This window comes from Sphingobacterium sp. SG20118, assembly GCF_044740685.1.
Classification (GTDB): domain Bacteria; phylum Bacteroidota; class Bacteroidia; order Sphingobacteriales; family Sphingobacteriaceae; genus Sphingobacterium.
In genome coordinates, this window is record NZ_CP172826.1 from 1411842 (window position 1) to 1424481 (window position 12640).

The 12640-nt window shown below is 35.8% G+C and carries 14 protein-coding genes and 1 pseudogene; 8 read left to right on the forward strand and 7 right to left on the reverse strand.

Annotation, left to right across the window (positions count from 1 at the left end; genetic code table 11):
• Window positions 1-3: 3 nt before the first annotated feature.
• Window positions 4-208, forward strand: a pseudogene (locus tag ACFX5U_RS06570) (YwbE family protein).
• 74 nt (window positions 209-282) lie between these two features.
• Here the strand turns inward: ACFX5U_RS06570 and ACFX5U_RS06575 are convergent.
• The 3 genes from ACFX5U_RS06575 to panB form a co-directional block, all read right to left on the reverse strand.
• Entirely contained in the window at window positions 283-435 is a 153-nt protein-coding gene (locus ACFX5U_RS06575) for a 30S ribosomal protein THX (RefSeq protein ID WP_081918322.1), read from the reverse strand.
• Window positions 436-536: 101 nt separating this feature from the next.
• A complete protein-coding gene (locus tag ACFX5U_RS06580) occupies window positions 537-1145 on the reverse strand; it encodes a hypothetical protein (protein WP_038697240.1) in 609 nt (202 codons plus the stop codon).
• A gap of 13 nt (window positions 1146-1158) precedes the next feature.
• On the reverse strand, window positions 1159-1974 hold the full coding sequence (gene panB, locus ACFX5U_RS06585; protein WP_280569114.1) for a 3-methyl-2-oxobutanoate hydroxymethyltransferase: 816 nt from the start codon (window positions 1972-1974) through the stop codon (window positions 1159-1161).
• A 124-nt stretch (window positions 1975-2098) separates the two neighbouring features.
• Between panB and ACFX5U_RS06590 the strand changes: the two genes are divergently transcribed.
• The 6 genes from ACFX5U_RS06590 (at window position 2099) to ACFX5U_RS06615 (ending at window position 8427) form a co-directional block, all read left to right on the forward strand.
• Window positions 2099-2842, forward strand: coding sequence for an RluA family pseudouridine synthase (locus tag ACFX5U_RS06590; protein ID WP_038697244.1), 744 nt, complete (start codon window positions 2099-2101; stop codon window positions 2840-2842).
• Between the two features lie 12 nt (window positions 2843-2854).
• The gene (locus ACFX5U_RS06595; protein WP_038697246.1) at window positions 2855-3439 is read left to right on the forward strand and encodes a TlpA disulfide reductase family protein; all 585 of its coding nucleotides are present in this window, start codon (window positions 2855-2857) and stop codon (window positions 3437-3439) included.
• A gap of 35 nt (window positions 3440-3474) precedes the next feature.
• The gene (pyrF, locus tag ACFX5U_RS06600) at window positions 3475-4293 is read left to right on the forward strand and encodes an orotidine-5'-phosphate decarboxylase (protein WP_400263574.1); all 819 of its coding nucleotides are present in this window, start codon (window positions 3475-3477) and stop codon (window positions 4291-4293) included.
• A 164-nt stretch (window positions 4294-4457) separates the two neighbouring features.
• On the forward strand, window positions 4458-6008 hold the full coding sequence (gene guaA, locus ACFX5U_RS06605; protein WP_038697250.1) for a glutamine-hydrolyzing GMP synthase: 1551 nt from the start codon (window positions 4458-4460) through the stop codon (window positions 6006-6008).
• A complete protein-coding gene (locus tag ACFX5U_RS06610; protein WP_400262827.1) occupies window positions 5965-7254 on the forward strand; it encodes an ABC transporter substrate-binding protein in 1290 nt (429 codons plus the stop codon). The genes guaA and ACFX5U_RS06610 overlap by 44 nt, the downstream gene beginning before the upstream one ends.
• Window positions 7255-7257: 3 nt before the next feature.
• Window positions 7258-8427: an RsmB/NOP family class I SAM-dependent RNA methyltransferase gene (locus ACFX5U_RS06615; protein WP_400262828.1), complete on the forward strand. Its 1170-nt coding sequence runs from the start codon at window positions 7258-7260 to the stop codon at window positions 8425-8427.
• Between the two features lie 84 nt (window positions 8428-8511).
• Here the strand turns inward: ACFX5U_RS06615 and ACFX5U_RS06620 are convergent, their stop codons facing one another.
• Window positions 8512-8985 (reverse strand): universal stress protein, encoded by a 474-nt coding sequence (locus ACFX5U_RS06620; protein ID WP_038697256.1) that lies wholly within the window; start codon window positions 8983-8985, stop codon window positions 8512-8514.
• A 68-nt stretch (window positions 8986-9053) separates the two neighbouring features.
• On the opposite strand from ACFX5U_RS06620, the gene ACFX5U_RS06625 reads away from it, so the two are divergent.
• Window positions 9054-9821 (forward strand): NlpC/P60 family protein, encoded by a 768-nt coding sequence (locus tag ACFX5U_RS06625; RefSeq protein ID WP_400262829.1) that lies wholly within the window; start codon window positions 9054-9056, stop codon window positions 9819-9821.
• A gap of 53 nt (window positions 9822-9874) precedes the next feature.
• On the opposite strand, the gene ACFX5U_RS06630 is transcribed toward ACFX5U_RS06625, so the two are convergent.
• The 3 genes from ACFX5U_RS06630 to ACFX5U_RS06640 all read right to left on the reverse strand — a co-directional run bounded on the left by ACFX5U_RS06630 (window position 9875) and on the right by ACFX5U_RS06640 (window position 12523).
• Complete coding sequence (locus ACFX5U_RS06630; protein ID WP_400262830.1) at window positions 9875-10504, reverse strand: outer membrane beta-barrel protein; 630 nt, start codon at window positions 10502-10504, stop codon at window positions 9875-9877.
• A 314-nt stretch (window positions 10505-10818) separates the two neighbouring features.
• Complete coding sequence (dnaJ, locus tag ACFX5U_RS06635) at window positions 10819-11976, reverse strand: molecular chaperone DnaJ (protein ID WP_038697261.1); 1158 nt, start codon at window positions 11974-11976, stop codon at window positions 10819-10821.
• Window positions 11977-11986: 10 nt separating this feature from the next.
• Complete coding sequence (locus ACFX5U_RS06640) at window positions 11987-12523, reverse strand: nucleotide exchange factor GrpE (RefSeq protein ID WP_038697263.1); 537 nt, start codon at window positions 12521-12523, stop codon at window positions 11987-11989.
• Between the last annotated feature and the right edge of the window lie 117 nt (window positions 12524-12640).

Sequence of the window (12640 nt, forward strand, 5' to 3'; positions counted from 1 at the left end):
ATTATGGATGGAAAAACTAGAGCAACGATTAAACCAGGGATGTTGGTTAACATTATCTTGAAAAAAGATCAACGTTCCGGAGAAACTTACAGAAGGTATCGTAAAAGATTTATTGACTTCGGCACCTTATCATCACAGAGGAATAAAGGTTCGATTAATGGATGGTCAAATAGGTCGAGTTGCAGAGATTATTGAAGACGATTTTTAAGTCGGTCTTGCATTTAATAAAAAAGCTTCTATCCCTTAGGGATAGAAGCTTTTTTATTAAATATTTTCAGCGTTTTATTGTGCTGTTTCAGCTTTAGGAAGCTCTTCTTTTGTTACCTCAGTTGCTTTGGTTGTCTTGTTTACCCTTGCTTTATTTTTTGGTCGCCTAACACCATAAGAACCATTTGTGATTTTTCCTTTTCCGGTTTTGATATCTCCTTTGCCCATACTTCAATGTGTAAAATTAGTGATAGTTGAATTATTCAGCTGTTTTTCAGCTGAATAATTCAATTTAAGCAATTAAAGGCTAACTATCAAATTTATTGAAATTATATAATTGGAAATATCTTTTTCTGAAGATCAATTTTATAATTTTTCTTTAAAGTGTCGAAAAAATTTTGGTTGCTAGCCGTATTTTGAAACACGAGATAGGGTATTTCGACTATTTTATCTTGTGTTTTTATTCTGAAATAACCAAATAAAAGACCTTTAGTATTTTGAATGGATTCTATCTGTTGCACTGCCTTCACATCGGTGAGCATATTAAAGCGATAAGTCTCTTTTGTAGTCGATTCAATAAGCACTTCTGCAGTTTCTTTATTGTACCATATAATTTGATCTGTTGCTTTCTTTAAATGATTTTTAAAAAGAAAAAGGTAGCCCATCATATAAATGGAAATTGGAAGTAAGAAAAGGAGCAACTTAACCTTAATAATCAATGCAAGCATGATAATTAATAGGATAGCGCCAATTCCTACATTTTTCATCACTTTTTGCGAAGTGTCTGCAATGATAAGTTTAGAGGTGTCTATTTTCTGAAAACCATTTCTAACAATAATAGTTGGACTACTACTGGTCGTAAACGAACTTGTTAACTTTTTACTGATAAAGTATAGCAAGAATAGAATGAGTCCAACTATTAAGATGATTTTGGTCATGACAGTTTATGTATTAATACTGTTCGTTATCATTTGGGTAGTTTGTTGCTTTTACGTCAGCAACATATTGTTCTACAGCACCGGTTATTTCTTGATATAGTTGTGCATATTGTCTTAAGAATTTCGGTTTAAATCCTTTTGTTAAACCTAGCATATCATTGACTACCAAAACCTGTCCATCACATTGATTACCAGCTCCAATACCTATTGTTGGTATCGTTAACGAGGCGCTAACTTCGGCAGCTAATGTTGCTGGTATTTTTTCCAATACAACAGCGAAACAACCTGCTTCTTGTAGCGCTAAAGCATCTGCTTTTAATTTCTCGGCTTCACTATCTTCTTTTGCACGGACACCAAAATTTCCGAATTTATTGATTGCCTGTGGCGTCAATCCTAAATGGCCACATACAGGAATTCCAGCGTTTATGATTTTTTTGATATTGTCAATGATTTCAATGCCACCTTCCAATTTAAGGGCGTGTGCTCCAGATTCTTTCATGACACGTACTGCAGAGAGATAAGCTTGGTCGACGCTACCTTGGTATTCTCCGAATGGAAGGTCCACTAAAACTAAAGCTCTTGTTGTGCCACGTACGACAGAAGCGGCATGATAGATCATATGGTCTAATGTGATAGGGAGGGTGGTCTCGTAACCTGCAAATACGTTCGCAGCCGAATCTCCTACTAAAATGATGTCGATTCCACCTTCGTCAAGCGCCTTTGCCATTGTGAAATCATAACCTGTTAACATCGCAATTTTTTCATGGCGATGCTTCATTTCCTGCACTTGTACTGTTGTGATACGTTTTATTTCTTTATTTACAGACATTACTTATAATTTAATTAATCAAAATTAGAGAAATTCGTTGAATTAAGGTCATTAATTGTTGATTTTAAAATGTTAGTTGCGCATTTACCAGATTAAATTGCTTTGATTTTACTATTTTTGTAGGATGAGAGAAAACGAGACTCGCTTATTTAAATTTCCGAAATTTTCCGACCTTATTGTATTTGAAGATGACAATTTGATCGTTATTAATAAACCACCTTTTGTCGCTTCTTTGGACGAACGCGAGGGAGGGGAGGTCAATATATTACGCTTGGCGAAAAAATATCATGCTGATGCACAAGTTTGCCATCGATTAGATAAGGAAACATCGGGGCTGTTACTCATTGCTAAAAACCCTGAAACTTATCGCTCCGTTTCAATCGAATTTGAAAGACGTCGTGTTAATAAAGTATATCATGCCATTATTGCTGGGACGCATACTTTCACGGATCTAAAGGTCGAACTACCAATTTTAAATCAAGGTAGTAAAAATGTATCTATCGATCGTGTCAATGGTAAAGCGGCTACTACAATTTTTAATTCTTTACGTTATTTTAATCATTTTACTTTAGTGGAATGTAAACCAATTACGGGACGTATGCATCAAATCCGAATTCACCTGGCAACGCAAAAAGCTGCTATTGTAGGGGATGATATGTATCATGGAAAGCCTGTATATTTGTCGCAGATTAAAAAACGCGGATTTACTTTGTCCAAGAATGAAGAGGAACAACCGATTATGAAACGTTTTGCGTTGCATTCTAGGTATGTTGACTTTACAATTGATGGCAAGAAGTTTGAATTTGAAGCACCGTATCCCAAAGACTTTGCGACTTTACTGAAGCAATTAGAAAAGTTTGACTCTTAAAAAGCATGTGCCATGAATCCAAAAACGAAAAAAATAATCGTTAACGTTGTATTTGCAGTCTTTCTTCTTTTATTATTATGGCCAACAAGTAGGGCGTATTTTCAGCAAGGCTTAATGAAAATCGGTTTGTTTAAGCCCTCTCTTGAGGAGCCTAAAAAAATAGATTCAGCGTCTACGATACCTACTCAGAATAACATTTCTTTTAAGAATGATATGGGAGAGGTCGTGCATATGACTGATTTGAAAGGGAAAGTGGTTTTTATCAATTTTTGGGCTACTTGGTGTCCTCCTTGTATTGCAGAGATGCCTTCAATTGCTGTTTTATACGAGCGGTTGAAAGATAATAAAGATGTTGTTTTTCTTATTGTGGAGATTGAAGGTGAGTCTGAAAAAGCAAACAAGTTTATGCAAGGTAAGCAATTAACTCTTCCTGTGTATTATCCAAATTCTCAGATTCCACAAGAATGGTTAGGCGGATCGATACCCACAACAATAATCATCAATAAAGAAGGCGAAATCGCGACTAAACATGAAGGTTTAGCCGATTATTCTCGTCAAGATGTCTCTGATTTTATAATTGAATTAACAAAAAAATAAGTACAGAATAATAGGTATGACAAGAGCAGAAACTTATTCAGCAGATTAAACTAAAGAAGTCATTTCTTTGTGTTGGTTTGGACACCGATATCACTAAAATACCTACGCATCTTCTAGGAGAGGAGGATCCTATTTATACTTTCAATAAGGCTATTATAGAGGCTACAGCAGATTTATGTGTTGCTTACAAGCCGAATATTGCATTTTATGAAAGTTACGGTATCAAAGGATGGCAATCTTTGCAAAAAACGTGGGAGGCTTTGCCTAAAGATTGCTTGAGCATAGCTGATGCAAAACGTGGTGATATTGGAAATACGTCGAAAATGTATGCACAAGCTTTTTTTGACGAAAAACAATCTGGCTTAGGATTTGATTCCATTACTATCGCTCCTTATATGGGAAATGACTCGGTTACACCATTTTTGGATTTTGAAGGAAAGTGGGCAATTGTATTGGCACTGACATCAAATGAAGGGAGTCTAGATTTTCAGAATTTTAAAAATTCCGCTGGTTTACAGTTGTTTGAACAGGTTATCGATAAGGTAAATACTTGGGGTACGATCGAGAATTTGATGTATGTGGTAGGTGCTACGCGTGGAGAAGGATTTGTTAAAATTCGGGAGCATGCACCAGATCACTTTTTGTTGGTACCAGGTGTTGGTGCTCAAGGAGGATCGCTTCAAGATGTTTGTCAATATGGTATGAATAAGGATTGTGGTCTTTTAGTAAATAGTACTCGGGGTATTATTTATGCTTCAAAAGGTCTTGATTTTGCAGAAAAGGCCAGAGAGGAAGCTTTAAAATTGCAACAAGAAATGGAAATAGAATTGATAAAGGCTGGTATTATTGATTAACAGCTACAATAAAACAAAAAGTGCTTCATTTAACCCAAAATGAAGCACTTTTTGTTTTTAGCCTATTTATTTTTCTTCTAAAGGAAGATAAAAAGGGAGTATTTAAGCGTATTTAAGTCAAATTTCGATACTATAATTTCATATCAAATGTGTAACTTTGCGCCATGCCAGAAAAAATTATAATTCTTGACTTTGGTTCGCAATACACGCAATTGATCGCGCGTCGTGTAAGAGAACTTAATGTGTATTGTGAAATTCACCCTTTCAACAAATTACCTGAATTTGATGAGACTGTAAAAGGAGTAATCCTTTCAGGAAGTCCATCTTCAGTGAGACAAGAGAATGCACCACAAATTGATTTTAAATCAATTCAGGAGCGTTTCCCTTTATTAGGCGTTTGTTATGGTGCACAATATATCGCTCAAAAATCAGGAGGTGAAGTTTTACCTTCGGAGATTCGTGAATACGGACGTGCCAATTTGCAATTTGTGAATGCTGAGAATGAATTATTAGCAGGTGTACCGGTACAATCTCAGGTATGGATGTCACATGGTGATACCATCAAAGAGGTTCCTTCAAATTTTGAAATTATCGCGAGTACTGATAAAGTTCGAGTTGCAGCTTACCATATTGTTGGTACAAAAACTTACGGTATTCAGTTCCACCCAGAAGTTACTCACAGTACAGATGGAGCAGTTTTGTTGAAAAACTTTGTCGTTAACATTTGTGGATGTGCTCAAGAGTGGACTCCTGATGCATTTGCAGAAACTAGTGTTGCATCATTGAAAGCACAATTGGGTGATGATCACGTTATTTTAGCATTATCTGGTGGTGTCGATTCTACTGTTGCAGCTGTATTATTGCACCAAGCAATTGGGAAAAATTTACATTGTATATTTGTAGACCACGGTTTGTTACGTAAAGATGAATTCGAACAAGTATTGGATTCGTATAAAAACATGGGCCTTAATATTAAAGGCATAAATGCAAAAGAGTTATTCTTCGGTCGTTTAGCTGGTGTTTCTGATCCAGAGCAAAAACGTAAAATCATTGGAAATTCATTTATTGATGTATTTGATGAGGCTGCGAAGGAAATTCAAAAAGAATTACCTGAAGGTGTTGAAGCAAAATGGTTAGGTCAAGGTACTATTTATCCTGATATTATTGAATCAGTATCGGTAAATGGCCCATCTGCAACGATTAAATCGCATCATAATGTTGGCGGATTGCCAGATTATATGAAATTGAAAGTGGTTGAGCCTTTGAAAGCTTTATTTAAAGATGAGGTAAGACGTGTTGGTAAAACATTAGGTGTTGATCCAGCTATCCTTGGGAGACATCCTTTTCCTGGACCTGGCTTGGGAATTCGTATCTTAGGTGATATTACCGAAGACCGTGTTCGTATTGTGCAAGAAGCTGATGATATTTACATTCGTAATTTAAAAGAAGCGGGTTGGTATGATAAAGTTTGGCAAGCTGGCACGATTTTTCTTCCAGTTCGTTCAGTAGGCGTTATGGGTGATGAACGTACATATGAGCATGTCGTTAGTTTACGTGCAGTAGGTTCATTAGACGGTATGACTGCAGATTGGATTCACTTACCCTATGACTTATTGGCTAAGATTTCAAATGAAATTATCAACCATGTCAAAGGCATTAATAGAGTTGTATATGATATCAGTTCAAAACCACCAGCTACGATTGAGTGGGAATAAAATTGCTCTTGCAGTAGCATTGGCTTTAAGCCTTGCAAGCTGTACGACAAAAAAAATAGGCGTACTTCGCTCACCTTCTCAAAGAGGTGAGCAAGGTGCTGCTTCTAATAATAGTGGGATAACTACTGCTGAACAAGCAGAAGAAGCCAAAAAACTCGAAGCGGCTAAAGCGAGTGAAAATCTTAAAAGTCAAAAATCAATTGCTCTTCTTTTACCTTTTCAACTGAATCATATAGCTGGAATGCAGCCTACTGCTGAGGATATTAAAAGATCAGCTCTAGCGTTGGATTTTTATCAAGGTTTTCAATTGGGACTAGAAGAGCTAGGTGAGAAGGGTAGTAAATTTAATCTTCAGGTTATTGATTCTGAAGATGATAATTATAGAAACACCTCCTTAGCAACATCTTCTTCTGTGAAAAATGCGAACCTAATCGTGGGACCGATTTATCCAAAAGAGATTAGAGCATTTTCACGAGCGATTCAAGATAAAAATACGTTACAAATTTCTCCTTTAGCAGCGACTTTGGCTTCAGAATTCGAAGTTTCAAATTTAGTGTCTTTAACTCCTTCTATTCGAGTTCATTCTGAATTAATGGCCAAGTATGTAGCCAAGCAATTTGCTTTAGGTGATGTTGTATTGGTTTATGATATACAGGACGCTGATAGTAAACAGTTTTTAGACAGTTTTATGTCTGAAGCGCTGGGCTATAATAAAGATCTACAAATTAAAGTAGTGAATTCTATAGCTGAATTGAATGATAATCTAGTAGCAACTGGTAACAACCATATTGTTTGTGGTACAACAAATAGAAATCAAATTAGGACATTGTTAGCAAACATGGATGTGCAAACGACTGAATTTGGTTACGGGTTTAAATTGTACGGTCATCCAAATTGGGCTAAATTGTCATTTGAAGATTACATGTATATGGATCGTTACGAATTGACGTTGACTACCTCTACATTGGTCGATGAAAGAGCTGAAAAAACCCGCAAATTCGATTATAATTATAAAACTAAATTCCAAGTTGCGGCATCAGATTTTTCTTATAAAGGATATGACGCCGCTATTTATTTTGGTGGTCTTCTATCCAAATACGGTACAGACTATGTACAGTATCTCGTGAAGGAATCGTACTCTGGAATAAGCAATGATTTTAGTTTTGATTATTTTCCGAAATGGGGCTATGTGAACAGGGGAATTAGATTTATAGTATATCGTAATAATAGTTTTGTTAGAAAATAAAAAATGAGTGATTTTAGTGAAAAAAGAGTACAGCAGCAAATTCGTAATTTTGAAAGAGCACTGGATGGTTATGAAGGGAATGAGCCGTTTGCACGTTATCTCACTTCATTTTTTAAAATAAACAAGCAAATGGGCTCAAAAGACCGTAAATGGACTTCCCGTTTGTGTTATAATTTTTTTAGATTAGGAAAGGGTGCAAAACAGCTTTCGCAACAAAAAAGACTTGTCATCGCTGAGTATTTATGTGAAAAAGAAAGCCCTCTTGTTTCATTGTTTGAACCGGAATGGAATTTGGATTTGACATTAGAAGAGAAATTAATTTTTCTACAGGACCAGAATTTATTGCTCTTGGAAGATGTTTTTCCATTTACTAATAAGCTATCGCCAGCAATCGATCAAAATATTTTTATTCAAAGTCTGTTTATCCAACCCGATTTATTCATTCGCGTAAAGAAAGGTAAAGAAAAGTTTGTGAAAGCTATTTTTGAAGCTGAGCAGATTATTTATCACTTTATCTCCGATCAAACTATTGCTTTGGCTAATGGTACCTCTTTGCAAAGATTCAAAGATTTGGAAGGTGTGATTGAGGTGCAAGACCTTTCTTCACAACGTACTGTTGAATTTATGAGTGCTTTTCCTAAAGAAAACTGGTGGGATGCATGTGCTGCCTCAGGTGGTAAGGCATTATTGTTTCTTGATAAATATCCAACAACAAATCTGATGGTGTCCGATATTCGTATGAGTATTTTGCGTAATCTTGATGAACGTTTTGAGAGGGCTGGAATCCAAAATTATCGCAAGAAGATAGTCGATTTGACGAAAGATACAACACCTATTTTAGGAGCGGAGCTTTTCGATGGAATTATTGTAGATGCTCCTTGTACGGGGTCTGGTACCTGGGGACGAAGCCCTGAGAATATCAGTTATTTTAATGCCAAAAAGATTGAAGATTTTTCTGCTTTGCAAAAAGATATCGTTAAAAATGCTTCGTTGCATCTGAAAGCTGGAAAACCTTTGGTTTATATCACTTGTTCGGTTTTTGAAAAAGAAAACGAGGATGTTATTGACTATATCCAAAAAGAATTGGGCTATACACTAGACTCATATAAAGTGTTAAAAGGATATACTGAAAAAGCAGATAGTATGTTTGTAGCCCGCTTAATTAAACTGTAATCTTGTAAGATATTATATCATAAGCCATCTGTAGAAATACAGATGGCTTTGTTTTTTTAATTATATTGTGAATGGCTTTATTCATTATTCGCACTTGCTTGGTACTACAAGTACGGGGCATGTTGCTTTTCTAATTACGGCCTCGGAAACAGATCCAGATATAAAGTGGTCGAAGCCAGTTCGGCCATTGGAACCCATTACAATCAAATCTGCAGACCACTCATGTGATGTGGCTAATATTTCCTCTTTCACAGATCCTATCCTGTTGAATAGGAAAACTTCATTTGCTTTATCAAATTCTTTTCCCAGTTGCTCTAAGTATTTTTGAGCATTTTGTTGTTCTATTTCAGATACCTCTGGTATTATGATGGGCTGTTGACCCAATAATGGATCAGCACCGTAGCTTGCGGGTGAGGTGGGGGAAGTTACTGTTACTAGAGCGACCGATGCCTCAAATTTATTAACCATTTCTTTGGCATAAGTGATTGCTTTATGTGAACATGGTTCATCGTCCACAGCAACTAATATTCTTGTTATTTTTACGACATTGGTATCCATGGTTGTTATATTAAGTTTATATTCGTATTTAATAATAACTTGAATATACGCTTTTTTGTTTTAGAAATATGGAATACGGAATTTGTAATTTAACAATTGTTCCCCTTCGTGCAGATGAGGCACATCGTAGTGAAATGGTTTCACAAGTGCTGTTTGGTGAAGCGTTTGAAATACAAATGAAATCGAAGGAATGGACAAAGGTTTGTATGATTGCTGATGGTTATACTGGTTGGATTCAAAATGGCCAGTTTTTAACCCTTAATGAAATGCAATACCAAGACTACCTTTCCCTGGATAAAGAATACGTTGGTTTTGAAGGAGGTTTTTTAACAAATGGTGAATTTCGTATTGAACTATTGCACGGAACTGTTATTAGGAAAGATTTCGCTTATCTTAACGATAGAAGATTGAAGCAATTTGTAGTACCGCATGCCCCTATTGATCAAACAAGTTTTCAACTTGAGGTGAGTTTACTCGCTAAGCGGTATTGGGAGGTGCCTTACCTGTGGGGAGGACGTTCGAAATTTGGTATTGATTGTTCTGGTTTTGCGCAATTAATCTATCAATCCTTTGGGCATGCCTTACCACGAGATGCGTATCAACAAGCGGAGTTAGGGCATATGGTGGACTTTTTGTCAGAAATTGAAAACGGAGATCTGGCATTTTTTGACAATGAGCAGGGGAGAATCAATCATGTGGGTATCCTATTGGATTCGGAAACAATCATACATGCTTCCGGCCGTGTACGAATAGACAGCATGGATCAGGAAGGGATATTTAACAAAGAGTTGAATAAATACACACATAAATTACGCATCATTAAGCGTTATATATAAAAAAGGGAGAGGTCTTAATAGAGACCTCTCCCTTTTTATATATTCAAAAATGATTAGAATTTGAAAGTCAAACCAAATTTAGCAGTATCAAAGAAGTTGTTGAAACTGTTGATGTTTGCGTTAAAAGCGTTTGAAGACTTGCCGCCGTCTGCTTTAGCTGTTCCAAATGATACTAAGTCTGTCAAACCAAAGTTGATAGCAATATTTTCAGTAACAAAGTAATTAACACCTAATCCAGCACCAGCACCAAAACCTTTAATTTTAGGAACGTCTAACGTAGATGTGCCATCGTTTATTTCACCAGTTGCTTGTTGGTAACCAGCTGCCAATTGAGCATAAGTTTTAAAACGTGAACCTAGATCTAAGAAGTAGTAACGACCATAAGCGCCAATTCCAAAGTTGCTTACTTTATCGTAAGTATCACTAGTACCCATATAATTCGTGTTTTTTTCGTTACCGAAATTGAAATCTAATCCAACAGCAATTTTATCAGATACGAAGTAACCTACAGAAGGATTGAAGTTGAACGTACTTGTTTTTTCTTTTGCAGTCTTATCATTTGTTGTGTTTGCAGAGAAATTTCCCTCTACAATAAAGTCCGTTTTTTTGAAACCAAATTCTTGCGCTTGAGAAGCAAATGTTAAACCAGCTACAGCAGTTAATGTAAGTAATAATTTTTTCATTTTTTGTAATTTGTTTTTTAAAATCAACAATCAAACATTTTGACTATTTAACTTATATTATCAATATGGATACCAAAGCGCTTTAAAATTGTCATGAAAATGTACGAAGAATTTGATAAAACTATAATGTAATCGCAATCAGCAACTTGTATTTCGCTTTATTTTTGCTGAAATTTAAAAATATGATTGGCTATTTTTTAGATTCGGCAAACATATGACTATTTGTGTTAATTTGTCAGTTTGTAGGATGGCACAAAAAAAGACCATATGTCAGTGCTGACATATGGTCTTGTATATTATTTTAAATTTACTATTTAGTCAAAATATTCTTTGATACGTTCGAAGAATGATTTTTCCGACTTGCCTGGTTGAGGCTTGAAATTTGGTGATTCTTTTAATTTTTCTAAGATTTCTTTCTCATCAGAAGAAACAGCCTTCGGAGTCCAGATATTTACATAAATAAGTTGATCTCCTTTGTGATATGAATTGACTTCAGGAATACCCTTACCTTTTAATCTTAATATTTTACCAGCTTGAGTTCCTGGGTCTATCTTAATTTTTGCTTTACCATCAATAGTTGGAACTTCAACACTTGTTCCTAATGTAGCATCTACAAAATTGATATATAAATCATAAATGACATTAAGACCATCCCTTTTTAATGCTTCATGAGGTATTTCTTCAATGAGAATAATAAGGTCTCCAGCAATACCGCCACGAGGAGCTGCATTACCTTTACCGCTCATTGACAATTGCATTCCTTCACTTACTCCTGCTGGGATATTGATTGCAATCGTTTCTTCGCCTCTTTCTAAGCCTTCACCTCTACATGTTGTACATTTTGCAGTAATTTCTACACCTTCTCCATTACAAGTAGGGCAGGTGCTTGTAGTTTGCATTTGTCCTAAAATAGTATTGGTAACACGGCGTACAGATCCTGAACCACCACAAGTATTACAAGTATGGAAAGATGATTTATCTTTAGCACCATTTCCATCACAGGTATGGCAGCTAACTTGTTTATTTACTTTAACTTTTTTCTCAACACCTTTAGCAATTTCCTCTAGAGTCAATTTAACTTTAATGCGAAGATTCGTTCCTCTAGCAACGCGACGGCCGCCTCTAGAGCCTCCGCCACCACCACCGAAGAAACTTTCGAAAGGATGACCACCACCACCAAATATATCTCCAAATTGACTAAATATGTCGTCCATATTCATGCCACCACCGTAACCACCACCGGAAGCAGAGTTGCCCGCATGACCAAATTGATCATAGCGTTGTTTTTTCTGAGGATTGCTCAAAACATCATATGCTTCGGCGGCCTCTTTAAATTTTTCTTCAGCTTCATGATCCCCAGGGTTTTTGTCTGGGTGATACTTTACGGCTAGTTTACGATAGGCAGATTTGATCTCTTTTTCATCTGCACCACGAGCTACACCTAATATATCGTAATAATCTCTTTTTGACATCTTTTTTATCTTATTGACCTATAATTACCTTTGCATGACGGATTACTTTATCATTTAAATAGTAACCTTTTTCAATGACATCAACTACTTTGTTCTTTAAATCTGGAGTAGGGGCTGGGATAGCTGTAATTGCTTCTTGTAAATCCGCATCGAAATCTAGACCTAATACTTCCATCTCTTTTAACCCCTGTTGTTCTAGAGTTTGTCTGAATTTATTATTGACGATATCAATGCCTGTTTTTAAAGATTCTATATCTGTTGCCGTTTCCATTGCTTTTAAAGCTCTGTCAAAGTCGTCTACTGTTGATAGTAATTTTGTGATAACATCTTTTCCTGCAGATTGGATTAGTTCAACGCGTTCCTTACTCGTACGTTTTCTATAATTGTCAAATTCTGCAGATAAACGTATATATTTATCTTTTGATTCTGCTAATTCTGCAGTTAATTTTTCCTCAACAGATAGTTCAATTGTTTCTTCTTGATTTTCCGTTGTATTATCCTCAATAGGATCTTGAATAGTCTCGTTATTTTTCTCTTGTTCGCTCATTTCTTCTAAATTCTATGTTGGAAACTAATGTTCTGTCTTTAAAATTTAAGTACAGTCAAAGTTGTTGCCAAAATGAAAAAATCCGACAGCTTGTCAGTAACCAAGGAATTGGACTAA

Coding starts and splice junctions, on each gene's coding strand:
- ACFX5U_RS06575 (WP_081918322.1), bottom strand. CDS start 435: ATGGGCAAAGGAGATATCAAAACCGGAAAAGGAAAAATCACAAATGGT.
- ACFX5U_RS06580 (WP_038697240.1), bottom strand. CDS start 1,145: ATGACCAAAATCATCTTAATAGTTGGACTCATTCTATTCTTGCTATAC.
- panB (WP_280569114.1), bottom strand. CDS start 1,974: ATGTCTGTAAATAAAGAAATAAAACGTATCACAACAGTACAAGTGCAG.
- ACFX5U_RS06590 (WP_038697244.1), top strand. CDS start 2,099: ATGAGAGAAAACGAGACTCGCTTATTTAAATTTCCGAAATTTTCCGAC.
- ACFX5U_RS06595 (WP_038697246.1), top strand. CDS start 2,855: ATGAATCCAAAAACGAAAAAAATAATCGTTAACGTTGTATTTGCAGTC.
- guaA (WP_038697250.1), top strand. CDS start 4,458: ATGCCAGAAAAAATTATAATTCTTGACTTTGGTTCGCAATACACGCAA.
- ACFX5U_RS06610 (WP_400262827.1), top strand. CDS start 5,965: ATGATATCAGTTCAAAACCACCAGCTACGATTGAGTGGGAATAAAATT.
- ACFX5U_RS06615 (WP_400262828.1), top strand. CDS start 7,258: ATGAGTGATTTTAGTGAAAAAAGAGTACAGCAGCAAATTCGTAATTTT.
- ACFX5U_RS06620 (WP_038697256.1), bottom strand. CDS start 8,985: ATGGATACCAATGTCGTAAAAATAACAAGAATATTAGTTGCTGTGGAC.
- ACFX5U_RS06625 (WP_400262829.1), top strand. CDS start 9,054: ATGGAATACGGAATTTGTAATTTAACAATTGTTCCCCTTCGTGCAGAT.
- ACFX5U_RS06630 (WP_400262830.1), bottom strand. CDS start 10,504: ATGAAAAAATTATTACTTACATTAACTGCTGTAGCTGGTTTAACATTT.
- dnaJ (WP_038697261.1), bottom strand. CDS start 11,976: ATGTCAAAAAGAGATTATTACGATATATTAGGTGTAGCTCGTGGTGCA.
- ACFX5U_RS06640 (WP_038697263.1), bottom strand. CDS start 12,523: ATGAGCGAACAAGAGAAAAATAACGAGACTATTCAAGATCCTATTGAG.